Source organism: Lutispora thermophila DSM 19022 (assembly GCF_900142105.1).
GTDB lineage: Bacteria > Bacillota > Clostridia > Lutisporales > Lutisporaceae > Lutispora > Lutispora thermophila.
Genome location: NZ_FQZS01000006.1, coordinates 122,418 through 140,695, shown reverse-complemented (window position 1 = coordinate 140,695; position 18,278 = coordinate 122,418). Strand labels below are relative to the sequence as shown.

15 protein-coding genes are annotated in these 18,278 nt (G+C 35.7%); all 15 read right to left on the bottom strand.

Annotated elements, in window-relative coordinates:
• Positions 1–60: 60 nt before the first annotated feature.
• Positions 61–2,001 carry a CotH kinase family protein gene (locus tag BUB48_RS05055; RefSeq protein ID WP_073025160.1) on the bottom strand — a complete coding sequence of 647 codons (1,941 nt, stop codon included), beginning with the start codon at positions 1,999–2,001 and terminating at the stop codon, positions 61–63.
• A gap of 24 nt (positions 2,002–2,025) precedes the next feature.
• The gene (locus BUB48_RS05050) at positions 2,026–2,697 is read right to left on the bottom strand and encodes a DUF4956 domain-containing protein (protein ID WP_073025159.1); all 672 of its coding nucleotides are present in this window, start codon (positions 2,695–2,697) and stop codon (positions 2,026–2,028) included.
• A 17-nt stretch (positions 2,698–2,714) separates the two neighbouring features.
• A complete protein-coding gene (locus BUB48_RS05045; protein ID WP_073025158.1) occupies positions 2,715–3,392 on the bottom strand; it encodes a polyphosphate polymerase domain-containing protein in 678 nt (225 codons plus the stop codon).
• A 131-nt stretch (positions 3,393–3,523) separates the two neighbouring features.
• Positions 3,524–4,549 carry a protein-glutamate methylesterase/protein-glutamine glutaminase gene (locus tag BUB48_RS05040; protein WP_073025157.1) on the bottom strand — a complete coding sequence of 342 codons (1,026 nt, stop codon included), beginning with the start codon at positions 4,547–4,549 and terminating at the stop codon, positions 3,524–3,526.
• Positions 4,550–4,580: 31 nt separating this feature from the next.
• A complete protein-coding gene (locus tag BUB48_RS05035; protein ID WP_073025156.1) occupies positions 4,581–5,396 on the bottom strand; it encodes a CheR family methyltransferase in 816 nt (271 codons plus the stop codon).
• 43 nt (positions 5,397–5,439) lie between these two features.
• A complete protein-coding gene (locus BUB48_RS05030) occupies positions 5,440–7,269 on the bottom strand; it encodes a methyl-accepting chemotaxis protein (RefSeq protein ID WP_073025155.1) in 1,830 nt (609 codons plus the stop codon).
• A 31-nt stretch (positions 7,270–7,300) separates the two neighbouring features.
• The gene (locus BUB48_RS05025) at positions 7,301–7,786 is read right to left on the bottom strand and encodes a chemotaxis protein CheW (RefSeq protein WP_073025154.1); all 486 of its coding nucleotides are present in this window, start codon (positions 7,784–7,786) and stop codon (positions 7,301–7,303) included.
• Between the two features lie 47 nt (positions 7,787–7,833).
• Entirely contained in the window at positions 7,834–9,963 is a 2,130-nt protein-coding gene (locus BUB48_RS05020; RefSeq protein WP_073025153.1) for a chemotaxis protein CheA, read from the bottom strand.
• Between the two features lie 46 nt (positions 9,964–10,009).
• Positions 10,010–10,372 carry a response regulator gene (locus tag BUB48_RS05015; RefSeq protein ID WP_073025152.1) on the bottom strand — a complete coding sequence of 121 codons (363 nt, stop codon included), beginning with the start codon at positions 10,370–10,372 and terminating at the stop codon, positions 10,010–10,012.
• A 322-nt stretch (positions 10,373–10,694) separates the two neighbouring features.
• Positions 10,695–12,590 (bottom strand): sensor domain-containing diguanylate cyclase, encoded by a 1,896-nt coding sequence (locus tag BUB48_RS05010; protein WP_242944170.1) that lies wholly within the window; start codon positions 12,588–12,590, stop codon positions 10,695–10,697.
• 431 nt (positions 12,591–13,021) lie between these two features.
• The gene (locus BUB48_RS05005; protein ID WP_073025150.1) at positions 13,022–13,765 is read right to left on the bottom strand and encodes an SDR family NAD(P)-dependent oxidoreductase; all 744 of its coding nucleotides are present in this window, start codon (positions 13,763–13,765) and stop codon (positions 13,022–13,024) included.
• Between the two features lie 316 nt (positions 13,766–14,081).
• On the bottom strand, positions 14,082–14,831 hold the full coding sequence (locus BUB48_RS18005; RefSeq protein ID WP_073025149.1) for an ECF transporter S component: 750 nt from the start codon (positions 14,829–14,831) through the stop codon (positions 14,082–14,084).
• Positions 14,798–16,483, bottom strand: coding sequence for an ABC transporter ATP-binding protein (locus BUB48_RS04995; protein WP_073025148.1), 1,686 nt, complete (start codon positions 16,481–16,483; stop codon positions 14,798–14,800). The genes BUB48_RS18005 and BUB48_RS04995 overlap by 34 nt, the downstream gene beginning before the upstream one ends.
• Complete coding sequence (locus BUB48_RS04990; RefSeq protein ID WP_073025262.1) at positions 16,456–17,349, bottom strand: energy-coupling factor transporter transmembrane component T; 894 nt, start codon at positions 17,347–17,349, stop codon at positions 16,456–16,458. The genes BUB48_RS04995 and BUB48_RS04990 overlap by 28 nt, the downstream gene beginning before the upstream one ends.
• The gene (locus BUB48_RS04985) at positions 17,346–18,269 is read right to left on the bottom strand and encodes a DUF4430 domain-containing protein (RefSeq protein ID WP_073025147.1); all 924 of its coding nucleotides are present in this window, start codon (positions 18,267–18,269) and stop codon (positions 17,346–17,348) included. Before BUB48_RS04985 ends, BUB48_RS04990 begins: the two co-directional genes overlap by 4 nt.
• Positions 18,270–18,278: the final 9 nt, after the last annotated feature.

The following is an 18,278-nucleotide window of genomic DNA, read 5'->3' as shown; positions in this document are numbered from 1 at the left end:
TGATTTTCTTTTCTCATAGAAAAGCCTGCCGCGAAAGGCAAAGATTATGGGGCATCAGTCTCAATATCTCTTTTTGTACTTTGCTGCAAATATAATAGCAACGATTTGTACAAATATTAACCCGCCTACGAGGACTAAGCTATTACGCGCTAACTCTTTATCCGATGAAAAGTTCAAACCCTGAGAATTCACTACATCATTTTTTTGTATTTCCTGTATCATCTTGCCATTATCATCAGGATGAATCCTTTGATCACCACTTTGGAGCATACTGCCAAACTGCTCATCTCTTATTACTCTCGAAAAATCCATATTATTTCCTTTCCTTCCGCCCTTCATACTGCCTAGATCAGATAGCTTCAAATCTCCTGCTGATATTAACTGAGTTGGATTTGCATTTTGTTCTGCTGTGGTTGATGGTATTGTACCGTCAAGCTGACCCTGCACACTTTGTGCTCGTAGATTGCCAAGTGCAATAAAGGTAGATACAGCGGTCTTGTACTCCTCATAGGTGCAAAATGCAGTTGCATCATTTTTTACATATTCTGAAATCAGAGCATCAATCTCATTAACTTTTTGTTCAAACTTACCGTTGGCAAAATAATTATCTATCAACTGCTGCAAATAGCTGTGATATAACTCTAAATATTGACTATTTGCCAACAACTTTTCTAGCAACGGGCGGCTTGACATTTCAACACCACTTACCGGGGTATCAATGGGGAAGTTGATCACAGAGGATGCACTGCTACTTTGAAATCCGCCCCAAGCAAGGTTATAATCCCATGGCAAAATTATAACCTGACCATCACGCTCATAGATGTAGTAATTTTGTGCCATACTGGAGTTATAGCTATCCAAGTTTACAACAATAGTATGGGCTGCCAAATAACGCAGAATCCTGTCAACATCAAAATAGGTTTCAAGATCTTCACCTTTCGAAAGCGCCTTAATAGCTTTAACAACCCGCAGAAAATCCTTTTCCGTTCCTTTTCCTACAACATTGTTAAAAATAGCACTATAACTTTCTGTGTTATCATCTACATATTCAAGACTACCCCCCGAATTGCCCGGTCCACCCTTTCCTTTTAAATTTCTATCCATATCTTTTCCATAACCATCCATTCTTTCCGGAGAGTTTTTTTCTGAGGAATCAGCATTATCTGAATCAAACGGTGATTTAGGATTCGGAATTGAGTCCACATCTAATGGTATGAAAGATTGATTTCCTTTATTGTCAGGTTCTTGTTGAAAACCTTTGCTTTGCTGAGATTGTCCACCAAAGGGCATTTTCGTTTCGTCATCTTGCATGTCAGGCATGTTTGGAGCATTTTCTACTGGTCTTCCAGGAGGATTTCCACCATCACCATTCATATCAATGCTTTTCACATTATAAAGCATTCCTGATGTATCTCCAAAAACCCGCTGCTCATAGCTGTCATTATACAGCTCCACTGCTAGGTACAACCCCCAACTCTCACCATTAACTTTTATATCTGCATAACCAAAATAGGGAGCATTCACTCCTATTTCGCTCATAAGGTCATAGGAGACATATTCCTTCATATAGGTATTATCTCCAATCATATTATTGACGACAAAGCTCTCAAGTCCAAAGCATGTTTGTCCCTTAATATATTCGTCAAATTGCAATCGAAAGCTATATCGTTTGCTATCAGAACTTGCCACCTGAGTTAAGCTGGAATTTCCCTTTGGACGAATACCTACATTTTGAAATTTCACACCGTTAACAATCACATCAGCCATGATATATTGCTCATTTATTGCGTTATCCAGCATTTCCTGCCAATCATCTTCATCTGCAATTATCTCAATAGAAATTATATCTGACCCAAAAATCTTAGTGGCATATTCCGGCTCGGTTTTCACATTGCTGTTTTTCCCTTGCATATTGCCAATTCCAACAAGAGCAATGCTTACCATCAAGGCGAAAACTACAGCAACTGCAACAATTATATTTATTTTATCACTTTTTATCATGTTTTCACCTCGGTTTCCTCATGCTTAGTTTGCATATTCACCATTGTAACTTACAAGGCAAGCATTTTTAACTCCATTTATTGTTAGCAATTCATTTAGAAGCTTTGCTGACATATCCAGAAGTCGTACTTCAACAGTAAGCTCTATGCCGTTTTGAGAAACAGTTTTTGCTTTGATTAAACTTTTCTTTGTCTTGTTTTTTATCATTTTCATGCAATGATTTTCAGCTTCATCGCTTTCGAGATTGAGCACTATTATATATGGTGTATCGTTGCTTTTCTTATTGACAAAAATAAGCAACATAATACCAATGAATACTGACCCGACTATGGAAAGTGGAATCAATCCTGATCCTATGACAATACCTGCTGAAATTGCCCAAAACAGAAATGCAATATCAAGGGGTTCTTTAACAGCTGTTCTAAAACGAACAATAGACAAAGCGCCTACCATACCAAGGGACAAAACAAGGTTTGATGTTACTGCCAAAATAATAAGGGTTGTGATCATGGTCATGGCCATTATGGAAACACCAAATGACGCTGAGTACATAACCCCCGCAAAGGTTTTTTTATAAACATAGAATATGAACAATCCAATAGCAAATGAAAGAAGCATTGCAAGGGCCACATCCAAAATAGAAAACTCTGCTGCTTTTTCCAGAAAGCTAGATTTGAAAACATCTTTAAAAGTCATCCTAATTTGCCTCCTATTTATATAATTCTTGCTGACACATATTTAGAAAATGAAGTGCTCCTTCTGCTGGAAAGAGACACTATGCCACGTATAATCTCTGGCAAGAAGTTGTCATACTTCACTTCCAGAATATAAACTCCCGAAATGGGTATGGAAACAGGTTCTTCTTTCAAAAAATCATGTATGCTTTGGCTTGTGCGAATATCATAATCCATAGTAACCCTTACATTACCTATTGGATAAACGTAAGCCTCACGAAAATAATCTACAATGTTTTTCGGCCTAAGCTGCTGATAATACATTTTTGCATAAAGTTCCAAGCACAGGGGATTTCCTTTTTCCTTTAATACAACAAAGTCACCATCCAGTATTCGCCTGCATTCATCCTCTGATATGAAAGCACTTTCCTTAAAACAAATGCCGCTTTTTTTGCTCTTTTTCTCAAGGCGTATAAAAGATGTGTCGTTATTATATAATCGCAAGCGAAATTTTTCACGCTCTTTTACGCTATCTAACTTTTCCCTTAATACTTTGTCGTTATAATTGTCAAAATAAAGACTTTTGACCCGATATCCTTTTCCGTCCAAGGAGTTTTCATCGGGTCTAGCTACAAAAGGGAGCCTTGATCTAAGCTCTATTACATCGGCATAATTTATATAATGCTTCAGTTCGTGTCTGCCATGGAATTTGTTCATTTCACATGCCCCTTTTCTTTGAGATGGCTTTATTCTAATCCATGAAACTGAAGTGCAATTGTTCAATATCTGAATTCTATCTGAATATTATAAGAAGATTAAATTAGAAAGGATGTATCTGATGAATTGATTTATTTCAACATCTCCAGTATAGAAGCTGCTATCTTATCCAATGATACTTGCTTGCTGACCGCACCAATATTGTAAGCAACTTTTGGCATACCATAAACTACGGATGAATTTTCATCCTGACCAATTGTTTGTGCTCCGTTTCTTTTCATTGCCAATAACCCTTTGGCTCCATCATAACCCATTCCGGTAAGGATAACTCCTACAGCATCTTTTCCTGCTACCTTAGCAACAGACTCAAACAATACATCAACCGATGGGCAATGTCCATTTACCTTGTCACCTTTAAAGCACTCTACTCTATATCTGCCTGATATCTTTCTTATTCTCATATGTTTATCTCCTGGCGCTATAAGCACCTTCCCCTGTTCAACATAATCTCCATTTTGTGCTTCTTTTACATTTAGATTAGTTGAAGTATTCAATCTTTCGGCAAAAAGCCTTGAAAATACAGGTGGTATATGTTGAACTATTACCATTCCGGGTATTTTAGCCGGCATGTTTTTTAATATTTTGGATATAGCTTCCGTTCCTCCTGTAGAAGCTCCTATGGCAATTATTTTGCTTGCATCAAAACTCTCATTTACACTATTGGAATATACGCTGCTTTTTGCTGCATTTTGAACTATCTTTGCAGTCGAAGCAATCTTTATTTTCTCAATCATATCATAGATAAAACGTTCCAGACTTTTTTTCTCCCCCATATATGGTTTAACTACAAAATCAACTGCACCTGCATCCATGGCTTCAAAAACAGCGCTACTTACTGAGCTTACAACAATAACAGGTATAGGATATTGTGGAATGAGCCTGCGTATGAACTCTATGCCGTTCATCTTTGGCATTTCCACATCACAAGTCATTACATCAGGCTCAAACTGCAATATCTTATCTCTTGCATCAAAGGGATCTTTTGCTGTAGCTACCACTTCTATTCCTGGCTCCGATGAGATACCCCTAGATAGCAATTCCCGAAAAACAACGCTATCATCAACTACTAATACTCTTATAGTTCTTTTGATTCTCATGTAATCACCTCTTTTTGCTTTAATCCCAACTTCATACCTTCCTGTAGACTGATGGCATAACATACTTAAATCCTGTTTCGTTACGAGGTATTGATTCAGTATGTCCGATAAATAAATATCCTCCATACTCCATGATATCATAGAATTTCTTAACAAGCTCAATCTTAGTCTTATGATCAAAATAGATCATGACATTACGGCAAAAAATAACATGTAATTTTTTGCGAAAGGGGAAAGTCTTCTCCATAAGATTAAATTTTCTATAGATTACTTCTTGCTTAATCTCATCAATTATCATATAGCTTCCGTTATCAAGCTTTTGAAAATAATTCAATCTCCATAGTGATGGCAAAGACTCTATTTCATCCTTGTTATATACTCCATTAATGGCTTCATTAAGTACTTTACTTGAAATATCCGTGGCAAGTATTTTCGTATCCCACTGTATTTTATCATTCTTAAAATAATCATCTATTATCATGGCAAGAGTATAGGGTTCTTGACCAGATGAGCATCCAGCACTCCATATCCTTAAATCCTTATCTTTTACCGTTGTAGAAAGATAGGGAAGCACTTTATCCCTGAAATATTGGAAATGATCTGCTTCCCTCATAAAAAATGTATGATTGGTTGTTATTTTATTGATTAGTGTTGTTATAGCCTTACCAGACTTATCAGAAAGGATATATTCATAATACTCGGTGAAGTTTTTACAATTACTATTAACCAATTCATGATATAATCTATTGATTACAAGGGACTTTTTTTCCTCTTTCAAACGAATACCATAATTATTTTCTATGTATTCTGCCAATCTTTTAAATTCATTTTTTGTAATTGTAATCATAGTTTAAACCCACCTAACTATTTAGTTATATAATATTCCTTAATTAATATTTCCCAAACTCACTATCATTCAATATGATGCTTGGCCTCCCATCAACAGATTTATCGTTGTCATTATTAGCATCTTTATTGGTTTTTACTATTGATTCAATCATATCAAGGATTTCGGGGTTTAATTTGCTGATGCCATTTTTACTTATATTAGTCTTTTTTAACTTGAATTTACTTATGAAATTCTGCAGTAGTTCAGCCTGATTTGCAAGCTCTTCACTGGCAGCAGCGGTTTCTTCTGCTGTTGAAGAATTTGTCTGAACAACATTTGAAACCTGAACAATGCCTTGACTTATTTGACTGATTCCAGCAGCTTGTTCATTGGAGGCCGTTGCTATATTATTGATAAGCTCATATACCTTATCTATTTCATTAACAATACTACTTAGAGAATCGGCTGTTTCACTAGCTATTTTTGTTCCTTCATTTACCTTGCTGATTGAATTCTCAATGAGCTCAGTTGTCTCTTTTGCCGCATCTGCTGATTTTGCAGCCAAAGTCCTTACTTCTTCTGCAACTACGGCAAAGCCTTTTCCATATTGTCCTGCCCGGGCAGCTTCCACTGCTGCATTTAGCGCAAGTATATTGGTTTGGAAAGCAATATCATCGATCACTTTTATGATTTTATTTATACTGTTTGAGGAGATATTGATTTCCTCCATGGCCTTAAGCATTTGCTTCATTTGCTCATTACCTCGATCAGCATTAGCTTTGACTGCCCTTGTCAATTCATTGGCTTTATTTGCATTATTTGCATTATTCTCTGTCTGTGATGAAATCTCTTCCAAAGAAGCAGTAAGTTCTTCTATAGAAGTGGCCTGTTCAGTAGAACCTTCGGAAAGAACCATGCTGGAATCAGATATTTGCTTTGATCCAGTAGCAACCTGTTCAGCAGAAATTGCAACATTCCCCATTAGCTCATTAATATTGCTTATCATTACATTTAGCGCTTTTCCCAGGACATCGTTTTCCGAACGAATATCAACAGATATGGAGAAATCACCTTCTGCCATCCTCTCTGCCAAACGTGTTTGCTCTTTTATTGAATTAGCCAGAGCATTAAAAGCCTTAGCTAATTTCCCTGTCTCATCATTATATGTATCTTCAATATCGACATTTATATCTCCTAATGCCAGTTTATCCGCAATCTCAACCATTTGGTTTATTGGCTTGCTTATAACTGTTGATATTATTAATCCCAATACTATTGCAAGAGTTACGCTTACGACTGCTAAAGTTACTGTTGTTATCCTGGTGGTCTTGTATACACTAATTACCTTTTCATACTGTATTCCGCCATTTTTAGCCCTTGTATCTATTAGTCCTTGTAAGCCAGTCTGAACATTATTTGCTATCTCCCTCATTCCGTCACTAAATAGTACAGCATATGCCTCTTCTCTTTTTCCATCCTGTACTAATTCAATTATATCATTTAGAATTGGAAGATAAGCTTCATATGCAGTAGTAAAAGCTTCATAATATGATCTTCCTGTCTCAGTCTGTATAGTTTTCTCGTATTCAGCCATTATTTGCTCAATCTCATCTGTTCTTTGTTTGATGCCATTGATTGCTTCATCAGTCTCCTTTTCTGATTCTATAAGCACCAAATTGCGAGTTTCAACACGATTTTCCTGATATAGATTTAGTGCACTGGATACCTGTTTTATAGGTACTGTTGCATAATTATATAAATATTCAGCATTATCACTTATGACCCCTAAGTTATATAATCCTATTATTCCCATCAAGCCTGTTATGAAAGCCACAATAAAAAAGCCCATTATTAACTTTACTGATATTCTTTGATTTCTATACCATTTCATGCTATCCCCTCCATGTTGTCAAAATTTCTCATTACATGACCTCATTCAAATTATCAATATCTTCATCTGTCAATAATTTTTCACAATCCAACAGCAATCTTACTTCATTACCGATTTTACCTATATTTTTAACATAACGGTTTTGATTTCTCTGATTCATCTGTGGCAATTGAGAAATATCCGTTATGGTGACTACCTCTGTTACTCCATCTACAATAAGTCCAACAGACATCCCCATAATATCTATAACTATGATGCAGGTTCGATCATTATATTCCTTGGCCTCTTTTCTGAAGCGAAGCCTAACATCCATAACAGGGATAATCTTTCCTCTCAAATTGGTGATTCCCTTTATATAATCAGGTAGCTCCGGCACCTCTGTGATGGTCTGAATCCCGATTATTTCGGTTACATATTGTATCTCGATACCGTAACTTTCACTATCAATGGAAAATATCAGGTATCTTCCTTTCTGTGTATCTTCCTCTTCCATCACGTTAATTTCAATGTCAGTCATCTTACTGCCTCCTTTTTTAATACAAATATGATGTCCCTATGTGCAAATTATTTTATATGAATTAAGCTTGCTATATCCAAGATAAGACTTATACTCCCATCGCCTAGCAATGTACATCCTGCAATACCTTTAATGTGCTTAAATCTCTTGATATATTCAGGCAAAGATTTTACTACTACCTGCTGCTGGCCTAATAATCTGTCAGCAAAGACGCATATGGCATTGCCATCCTGTGAAACCATGGTTATGATACCATCAGATATGTCTGTTACATCAGTTTCCACCTTAAAAAACTCATTTAACCTTATGATGGGATAACATTCTCCCCTAACCATAATCATTTCATTACCGTCCGGATCTACAATTATGCTCTCTTTATTAGTTCTGAATGATTCCTTTATAGTAATAGTAGGTATAGTGAAAGTGGATTTTCCTACCTTCAGATTCATACCGTCAATAATAGCCAATGTCAGTGGTATTTTCAAAGTCATTTGAGTTCCTTTATTTTCCTCGCTTTGAATTGAGATACTACCCCCTATGGACTCAATGTTCTTTGCCACCACATCCATGCCTACTCCACGACCTGAAAACTCAGTCACATTTTCATTGGTTGAAAAACCTGGCAACAATACGAGTTTATATATTTCAGAATCAGACATATCTGCTTCATCCATAGTAATTAGCCCGTTTTGTCTGGCCTTTCTCAGTATCTTATTTTTATCTAACCCTCTTCCGTCATCTCTGACAATAATATGTACATCACTGCTCACATTTTTGGCTTCCAATGTAATTGTTCCATGTTTAGGTTTTCCCTTTAGCTGCCTTTCATCTGCTGTTTCTATTCCGTGGTCTACTGCGTTTCTCACCAAATGCATCAAAGGATCCGTTATACGCTCTATGATGTTCTTATCAACTTCTGTCTCTTCGCCTTTTATCTCTAGTTGAATCTCCTTGTTCAGTTTTCTGCACATATCTCTGACGATGCGATTCATTCTCTGGAAAGTAGCGGATAAAGGTATCATTCTTACTGACATTACCATGTCCTGTATCTCATCAGTTATTTTACTGAGCTGTCTTGCAGACTTTTGAAAATTGTCCAATTCCAACCCTTCCAAATCAGGATTTTGCAATACCATAGCCTCTGCAATAACCAGCTCGCCTACCAGATCCATAAGCTTGTCTAACTTGGCAACACTGACACTTATAATGTTTTGGGTTGGCATTACATTATGATTCTCTGCATTAGGTTGCTTTTTTTCCTCCTCAAGATTTATCTTCCTCATATCAGTATGTAACTTTTCTTCCTCTTGGCTATCTTTCACATTTTCATCTGGCTTATGAAGAATATTGCCTTCTTGGTTATTGTTTTCTTCTTCATAATTTGCATCTTGTAAAGATATTTCTGAAGATGAATAATCAAATACTTCTTTATCAAATCCTTCAGAGAATGTTTCTTCATCAATCTCTGCAAACTCCAACTCTCTTAAAAAAACCGTATCCATTAAATGGTTATATACTTCATCTTTTGTTTTATCTGTTTTTAGATGAATCTTGAATCCTTCACGGCGTATTACTTCAACACTTCCATCATCATCCAAAATATTCTGAGGGTAATATATAACTTTACTAGCAACTTTCTTAAGGTTATGAATCACTGAATATGCTCTTATGTTCTCCATCTCACAACCTTCTTCAAAGAATATAACAGCCTTAAATAAATTGACTTTTTCTACCTCATAATGTTCATTTGATACATTGGAACCACTATTTTTCTTCAGTTCTGAAAGAAAATCTTTAATTTTATTGACCAGGTTAGTTGCATCGCCATCAACATCATCATGATTCCTGATTTTCTCCAGCTCAACTTTTATGAAATCAACACAGTCAAGAATTAAATCATTTAATGAAGAACAAAAGTTTTGCTCCGGATTCTCCTCTCTCAAATAAAAAAACAGGTCCTCTATTGCATGAGATAAAACAGATATTTCATTGTACATCATCATAGCTGAAGAACCTTTTATGGTATGCATAATTCTGAAAACTTCGTTTATGTTCTCTTCCGAATAATAATTATTCATATCACTTGACAAAATAACCTGTTCAAGCTGCTCCAGCAATTGGGCAGTTTCAAAAAGAAACATTTCCACCATTGTATCGTTTGTGTTGAAATCTGTCATATTTACCTCCATTTTAGTAATCTACGGCAATTAATGTGAACCATAATCAACTGTTTGCAATTTTTTCTAATGTTTTAATTAAATGTTCCTCTTTAAATGGTTTTACAACAAAGGATTTTGCGCCACTCATTATGGCCTCCTTTACCATTACCTCCTGTCCCATAGCTGACAGCATTACCACGTTAGCATTGGGACTAATAGCATGAATAGCTTTTAGAGCTTCTATTCCTGACATATCAGGCATAGTTATATCCATTGTTACTATATCCGGCTGTAATTCCTTGAATTTCTGAATACCTTCGATACCGTTTTTTGCTTCTCCAACTACTTCAAAACCATTTTTCTCTAAGATTGTTTTAATAGCTAACCTCATAAATGCGGCATCATCCACAATCAATACTCTCTTCATTCCTATTCACCTTCATTCCAAATTAATATGTATAATACAATTCGACATAACTTATCATTATTCTACTTATTCTGACATTTTTATCCCTATTCAAATATAATATTTTATCCATAATTTTTCAATATGTTTAACGTGAAAATCTACTTTTCTTTAAGTTATAGATGAAACACTTGGTTAAAACTTACTATTTTCATGCCAAATTACTCTAATAAATTCACCAAAAAAATTGACACTATCCTATCCTCCATCTGAATAGGATAATGCCAATCCATATCCATCTCTATTTGATTCACTTGTTAATGACACAACAAAACTCTTTGGATCAGGATTTAATCGTGCAAAAATTTACTTGATTTCTGCCACCATCTTTTGATTGATATAAAGCCATATCTGCCGCCCTAAACAAATCTTCATATGAGATGTTAATGTCTGGGATGGTACAACTAACGCCTAGGCTTACAGTGACATAATTGCTCGCAAGTGACTGCTCATGGAAAATGTGCAATGCCTCAATATTTTGTCTTAACATATCTGCAATCTTAACTGCTTCTTCTTTATCTGTATCAGGCAGTATCACGATAAATTCTTCGCCACCGTAGCGAGCTACCATGTGGTTTGAGCCCGATAATGAACTCATTACGGTTTGTCCAACCTTAATCAGACACTTGTCACCCGCCAGGTGTCCATAATAATCATTGTATTCTTTGAAATAATCAACATCCATAATTATTAAAGCAATTGGTCTCTTATATTTTAAGCACCTTTCCCATTCCAACTTTATGCTTTCGTCATATTTTCTTCTATTCCATAACTCTGTTAAGGGATCTCTTAATGATAGATCTTTTAGTTTTCGGTTTGCTTTTTCAAGTTCAAGTTTCTGCTGTTCTATTTTTTCATTTGCCTTAACCAATGCTTCGGTACGATGCAATACTATTTTGTCAAGATTCTTATTCACTTCAGTTAGCTTTGCTGTAATAATTTCTTCTTGCTCCAAGGATTTGGAAAACTTCTTTGCCAGCAATAGAGAGTTTGCAAAAGCGAAAACTAATAACCCTGTAGAGCTAAGGTCACCTGTTCTGAACATAGTTTTCAAGAAAATACTCCCACTATCATTCATCCATACACTAACAAAAATAATATCATTTAAGGTAGATAATAAAAAAGCTGAAGCACCTAATACAATAAACCAACTATCCTTCTCCTTGTTGGCAGAAATTTTAATAAATACAGTAGATAAATATATCATGGCAATAATGGTCCATATCTGATATAAAGGATTTACAACTGTAAATATCCTTGCAGGAGTTAATATAACAAGAGCTCCAAAAACCGTTCCAATCATTTGGGCCACTTTTAATATACGCACATTAAAATATGTTGGGAAAACCGACCGGAAATACATCCATATTATAGGTACCCCCAAATAGTATGTGAGAGTCATTATCTTATGATAAATCTCCCAATTAAATTGCGGGAATAGATATATTAAAAAGCATTCTCCAACCAACAAAGTTCTTATTCCGATTAATATGCAAAATGTTCCAAAGTAAAGTGCAGAGGTGTTCTTTTTTCTGAATATAAATAAAGCAAGATGATATGTTCCCATACACATTAAACATCCAAATAAGAAGATGTTATATGCTATTTTTTTGTACCTCAATCCAAGTATTTGCTTTTCACTGCCAAGCTTTATGCTTTCCAATATTCCACCACTTCGATGATAGAAATTTGAAACCTGAATTACTACCTCATTTTTCCCTTTATTTGCTTCAAAAAAAGCAACTTGAGGAAGATACTGAGGTGTCATTGTATTTTTTGTTGTTCCAACAATACCCGATCTTCCCATCAACTCTCCATTAACCCATAATTTGTATGCAGTATGCATCCTGGGTATCTTTAAAGCTAACCTTTCTTTTTTATCTGTCAAAAATGTAAGTCGATAGGTTGCATAACCATCTCCTGAAATAGCAATTTTCTCTGTCTTGTAATGATTCCAAGAACTAGGAACATCTATATACCCTGTTATCATACCATTATCTATTTCATTGGGATCAATGAGTTGATTCCAGTAAAATTCCCATTCCCCATCCAATTGAATAACATGATTTTCAAATTGAATTTGAGTTAAGTCCATTATACCTTGTTGTGCTTTCGGACGAGAATTAGAGAAATGGTTGGAGCAACTTGCCATAAGGAATGTGGCTATTATTAGGATCAAAAGCAACTTCCGATTATACACTTAAATCACCTTTTTCCATTGGTAACTTAATATTCTCATTTATGCTTTTGCATGTATAAGTTTGATTTTTTATTCCATCTTATTTCGTCCAACATAAAATACGGAACCGCTTCAGCAGTCATTGATCCTGCTGATCCAGTCCCGTAATTCTGCTATTTCCCCTCAATTATTTCAAACAGTTTTGCTGCTGAATTACTCTGGATATTTATAAATAAGTTTTATCATAAAAGCTATATAATTTCAAGTTTTGCAGAACCATTGGCCAGTGCATATTAGTGTACACCTTGTTAAGCTCTGGTACAGAATAATAAAACTGAAGTAAAAGCCGTCTGCGTGAGTAAATGGATACGCAGACGGCTGGAATTACATTATTCGAAAACGGATAGCAGTTATCTGCTTATAAGTTTATATTAACAGTCTACTCCACCATCAACACTGATTAGCTGTCCATCGATGAAGGAGGACTCATCAGTAGCAAGGAATAAGCAAGCTGAAGCGATTTCGCTTCCCTGACCAACTCTCTTAAGAGGAGACATTTGAATCATGCCGCCAACAGCATCTACTCCGCCAACGGAGTCAAGCATAGCAGTATGAATAGCGCCTGGGCAGATACCATTTACATGGATTTCTGGTCCCAGTTCTCTTGCCATAGCCTTTGTAAGACCTACCATAGCATGTTTTGTTGTGCAGTATGCAGTGAGTCCCCAACGAGCTGAAGTACCTGCTATTGAAGAGATATTGATGATGTGACCTTTGCCCTTCTCCTTCATAACCTTTGCACAAAGCTGACCAAGAAGAATTGCTATAGTAACATTAACATTGACAACCTGATTCCATTCTTCCATAGTAAGCTCCATGAAAGGTGTTATGCTTAGCTGACCTGCATTGTTAATAAGAATATCAACAGTGCCATATGCTTCCATAGTAGCATCAAAAATCTTCTGTGCACTTGAAAGATCTGTGGTATCAGCAACTACATAGATTGCTTCGCCACCTGCAGCCTTAATCTTCTCAACTGCAGCCTTAGCTCTCTCTTCATTTCTTCCAGTGATAACAACCTTAGCGCCTTCTTCAGCAAAAAGATATGCAGTATCTCTGCCCATACCGGAAGTAGAACCAGTAATTATAGCAACTTTTCCATCTAATTTACCCATTATGTATACCTCCATATATCAAATTTAATGTACAAAGTATTATATCACTGCTGATTTATAATGACAATTACAAAATAATCAGTTACTTTACAATATTTTTTGAACCATGCGTTAATTTTGAAAATTGAATAAACTACTATTGTATGATAGCTGCATTTAATATATTTATTGCCGTAACTCCCATGGCTGTTCACTCAAAATACTATTCTTTTTCATAATTTTATTTTAGTTTTCTCTCATTTGTTATTAATATTCACTTCGCATAACTGTCAAATTACTACTAATAATAAACCATCTCTAGATATTATTATTATCGCTATAGGCTAACTGCTTCGTCTTCTGTTTCAATTAACCCATACTTTATCTTAATGCGCTCCAGCTTTTCAATCATAGGTTGAGAAATAGTATATAGGAAGAACACCGTAGCTATAGCATGAACCATGTCAAACCAAAATCCTGAAATATAGGTAGCAAGCAAAGCCTTCCATGAAAATTGTGATGTAAAAATCAACATCGAAGCGATATTAATAATCCCTCCATAGATGAAAAAGGTAGCTAGCCCTCCAAAAACGCACAAAGAAAGCTTCGTCTTTTTTAAAAAGCCTTTTTTATATAGGATACCTGCTATAAAGCCAATGATTCCAAAGCAAAACATCTGCCATGGTGTCCATGGCCCTTGTCCGAAGAAAAAGTTAGACACAAAACCTGTAACGGCACCTACAAGGAAGCCGGACTCTGCACCAAAACATACACCTGTGATAATGACAATGGCAACAACGGGTTTAAACTGGGGTAGCATAAAAAAGGCTCCTCTTCCTGCCACAGCAATAGCTGATAATACGGCAATAACGATTAACTCTCTAGCCTTAGGCTTTCTGTTTTCAAACACCATTACAAAAGGAATCATTGTATATATTATTATTAAAAGGCTTATAAAATAATATTTTCTATCATTTAGGACAAATACACCAAATAAAATGGTAACCGGAATGATAAAGAGTATAAGTATGGTTGCCAATAATGTGCGTTTACTTATGCCATTTTTTGCTGGCTGTTTCTCTGACATAGTTCTATCACATCCTCTATTGTTACTGCATCAGGGCAAATATGCCTAACCATCCTATTGGCTGCAGTTGTATAAAAACTGTTTTCTGCAAAGAATTCTTTAGTTGGATTAGATGTTATGATGCTTCCATCAAAAAACATTGCACACACATCCGCATATTTTGCACAAAATTCAATATCATGGGATACCATAACAATAGTTACCCCTTTTGATGTCAAATTTTTAAAGAGACTTGCTAGCTTTTCTTTAAAATAACCGTCAATTCCTTTGGTTGGCTCATCAAGCAGCAATATTTTAGGCTCAAGCAGAAGTACTTTTGCAATGGCTGCTCTTTGCTGTTCCCCTCCACTTAGATCGTAGGGGTGCATGTGAAGCAATCCGTCTAATTCTGCAAATTCTGCTACTTCTTTTACTTTCTTTGCTTTCTCTTCCTTAGTCAGTTTTGTATCAGATAGCATTTCATATAAATCCAGTTCTACTGTTTTCTTTACGAATAGAGCCTGTGGATTTTGAGGAAGTACTCCCAAATTATTTCTATAACGTTCTTTTATACTCATATTTGCTATGTTTTTACCATTTACCAATACTTTGCCTCTATAAGGCCTATACAGCCCGCTTATAATAGATAAAGCAGTTGTTTTTCCTGTGCCATTTCCTCCAACAATACAATAGAACTGTCCTTCTTTTACTTCCATGGATAAACTCTTTATTACATCCGGCAAATTTTTTTCATATTTAAACCATACATCCTTAAGCTGAATAACTACGTTCTTTGATGTCGATGGATGTTGCATCAACTTATGTTCTTTTTTAATAACTTTGCCTCCAAGGAGTGTATCAATCCATTTACGTCCGTCTTTAACAGTAACGGGACAAGGCAGATTGTTTTCCACTCTTGCATATATCTGCATAGGCGTAGTCATTGCAACAGACATGGGATGCTCCATTGCACTTAACATCTCACCAACTTTTTGAGGTGTGTCATCTGCAATGATACTTCCTTCATCCATAACAATAATGCGGTCAGACATTGGAATTATCTCTTCCAAACGATGCTCTGTCAAAATAATTGTGATACCAAGTTCTCTGTTTATCTTTTTTACTATCTCCATAAAATCCATAGCCGCTATAGGGTCTAGCTGAGATGTAGGCTCATCAAGGATTAATACGGAAGGTTGCATAGCCATAATTGAAGCCAGATTTAGAAGTTGTTTTTGTCCTCCTGAAAGCTCCGTAACGTTTTTATGAAACCAGGTTTGTATACCGAAAAAACTTGCCATTTCTGCCACTCTCAAACGGATTGTGCTATTATCATAACCAAGGCTCTCAAGACCAAAAGCCAGTTCATGCCAAACCTTATCCGTAACTATTTGATTGTCAGGACTTTGAAGCACATATCCGATTTTTGAAGCCTGTGTACGATGGTCAACTTCTTCCAAAGGTTGTCCATAGAAACAAATCTCCCCTTTACGCTTTCCATGGGGTGTAAGTATAGTTTTTAAATGCCTTAGCAATGTAGTTTTACCGCAACCGGATTTACCACAGATTGTAACAAACTCTCCGCTGTTTATTGTAAGATTTATATCATTAAGAGCATATTTTGATTGCTGAGGATAGCTGAAACTCAGATTCTTGATACTATATACTTCCATTTGATTTCCTCCATAATATTGATAATAACCGGTAGCATGCATAGTATAAAATAAGCGGTATAAACAACTAGACTAAATATAGTTGTATTTATTGTTTTTATAGAAGGGAAAAAACGCATTGTGTTCTCTCCCATTACAGCACCAATTAACACGATAACAATTAATCCCGCCATAACAGCAAATGTTACTTTATCACGATTATCAAAGCGAAATATGGAAAAGCTGGTCCGTTTGGGTAAACCATATCCTCTGGCTCTCATGGAATCTCCCGTTTCGATAGCATTTTCCAAAGCCCATGTAGTCATAATTGACAGGATTTTTATTCCATTCCGAGCTTTTGCAATTACATTGCCTTGGGTAACATCTCTTCCTACACATTTTTGAGCATTTGAAATCACTTTTATTTGAGCTGTGTATCTAGGTACAAAACGTAGCACCATAGAAAGAATCAAGGATAACCCTGGTATAATTCTGCCAAATAGATAGATGAATTTATCAGAAGTCATCACTGCATTATAGCATGAAAACCATAATATTACTGTTACAAACATACAAGCTGAAGCTACACCAAAGAGTATGGATTCAAGAGTGATCGGATTGCCACTTTTTAAATAAAATAATATGGTGACTCCCTGATGGTTAAATGCAGGATTGAGTATTGCCATAAACAACAGCAAAGGCATCATATAAAGTATGTTAAATTTCACTGCCTTTTTACCTTTTAGCATAACTGAATAGACAAAGGCACTAACGAGCGATATCCCTAAGAATACAGGATGCATAAAAAACATGCTGAATAACAATACGGCTGAAAAATATGTGAAATTTACTATTGGATGAAATGAAGAAAAACTATCTATGATCATTCTTCTCCTCCTATAACCGCCCATTCTCCGCCAATATCTCTCCCTAAATCACAGGTGTAAACCCATTCGATGACGTCTCCATCCTGAAGCATATACCGGCTGCAGCCGTAATTTGGAAACCAGCCATTTACCCTATACATCCAACCGCTTAGCTCTCCACAGTCAAATTCATACAGATTATTAATTCCCTCAATATAGTAGCTATTGTAAATAGGTGTCATTACAAATTCCATATGAATTTTATTCTTTTTCATCTCTCTAAGGAGCACATCAAATACTGATTCTCCCTCATAAAAAGTAACCGTTTGTGCTTCATATATAACTCCATCTTCCGGAAGCACCTCAAGCTTATCCATGTTGAAAAGATGCATATTATTTAAAATAGATTTACATGTAACGGATAATGTGCAGGTTAATTCTTTATCGTAATTTATTTTTACATCCTGCCATTCAACAGGTTTTGGTTTTCCTTCAGGTACTGGGTCTGTTAGATACTTATCCTTTTTATCTTTATTTTTATTGTCTCTTTCTATTATCTTTTGTTTTTCAAGTTTTGGATCCATCAGCTTTTCTTTTTCAGTTTCATTTTTTAAGGGATTTTCTTTCTTATTACTTTCTGGCACTTCGTTTGGTTTATCTTCTGCTTGCTCGTTTATTTTTTCTACCTGTTTTGTTTCCATATTGGGACTTTTTTCCGATTCCTTTGCCATGTCTTCATCTGCTAAAATATTCCCTTTATTATCCAGAACATCATCTAAGGTATATTCATTATAATTAGGAATATCAACCGCTGTTTGTGCCCCTTGACCTATATCATCAGGACTTAAAGGTACTACTTCGTTACCGTCTCCAAAGCAGAAGAAGGCTATTGCCAATAGGCCTATGACAAATATTGCTGTAAGTAATTGCTTCCTGTTCATCTGCTTATG

Excerpts from the sequence above, each read along its gene's own strand:
- BUB48_RS05055 (WP_073025160.1), bottom strand. The coding sequence starts at position 2,001 with ATGATAAAAAGTGATAAAATAAATATAATTGTTGCAGTTGCTGTAGTT.
- BUB48_RS05005 (WP_073025150.1), bottom strand. The coding sequence starts at position 13,765 with ATGGGTAAATTAGATGGAAAAGTTGCTATAATTACTGGTTCTACTTCC.
- BUB48_RS05020 (WP_073025153.1), bottom strand. The coding sequence starts at position 9,963 with ATGACAGATTTCAACACAAACGATACAATGGTGGAAATGTTTCTTTTT.
- BUB48_RS05035 (WP_073025156.1), bottom strand. The coding sequence starts at position 5,396 with ATGATTACAATTACAAAAAATGAATTTAAAAGATTGGCAGAATACATA.
- BUB48_RS04990 (WP_073025262.1), bottom strand. The coding sequence starts at position 17,349 with ATGATCATAGATAGTTTTTCTTCATTTCATCCAATAGTAAATTTCACA.
- BUB48_RS04985 (WP_073025147.1), bottom strand. The coding sequence starts at position 18,269 with ATGAACAGGAAGCAATTACTTACAGCAATATTTGTCATAGGCCTATTG.
- BUB48_RS05040 (WP_073025157.1), bottom strand. The coding sequence starts at position 4,549 with ATGAGAATCAAAAGAACTATAAGAGTATTAGTAGTTGATGATAGCGTT.
- BUB48_RS05025 (WP_073025154.1), bottom strand. The coding sequence starts at position 7,786 with ATGACTGACATTGAAATTAACGTGATGGAAGAGGAAGATACACAGAAA.
- BUB48_RS04995 (WP_073025148.1), bottom strand. The coding sequence starts at position 16,483 with ATGGAAGTATATAGTATCAAGAATCTGAGTTTCAGCTATCCTCAGCAA.
- BUB48_RS05015 (WP_073025152.1), bottom strand. The coding sequence starts at position 10,372 with ATGAAGAGAGTATTGATTGTGGATGATGCCGCATTTATGAGGTTAGCT.
- BUB48_RS05045 (WP_073025158.1), bottom strand. The coding sequence starts at position 3,392 with ATGAACAAATTCCATGGCAGACACGAACTGAAGCATTATATAAATTAT.
- BUB48_RS05030 (WP_073025155.1), bottom strand. The coding sequence starts at position 7,269 with ATGAAATGGTATAGAAATCAAAGAATATCAGTAAAGTTAATAATGGGC.
- BUB48_RS18005 (WP_073025149.1), bottom strand. The coding sequence starts at position 14,831 with ATGTCAGAGAAACAGCCAGCAAAAAATGGCATAAGTAAACGCACATTA.
- BUB48_RS05050 (WP_073025159.1), bottom strand. The coding sequence starts at position 2,697 with ATGACTTTTAAAGATGTTTTCAAATCTAGCTTTCTGGAAAAAGCAGCA.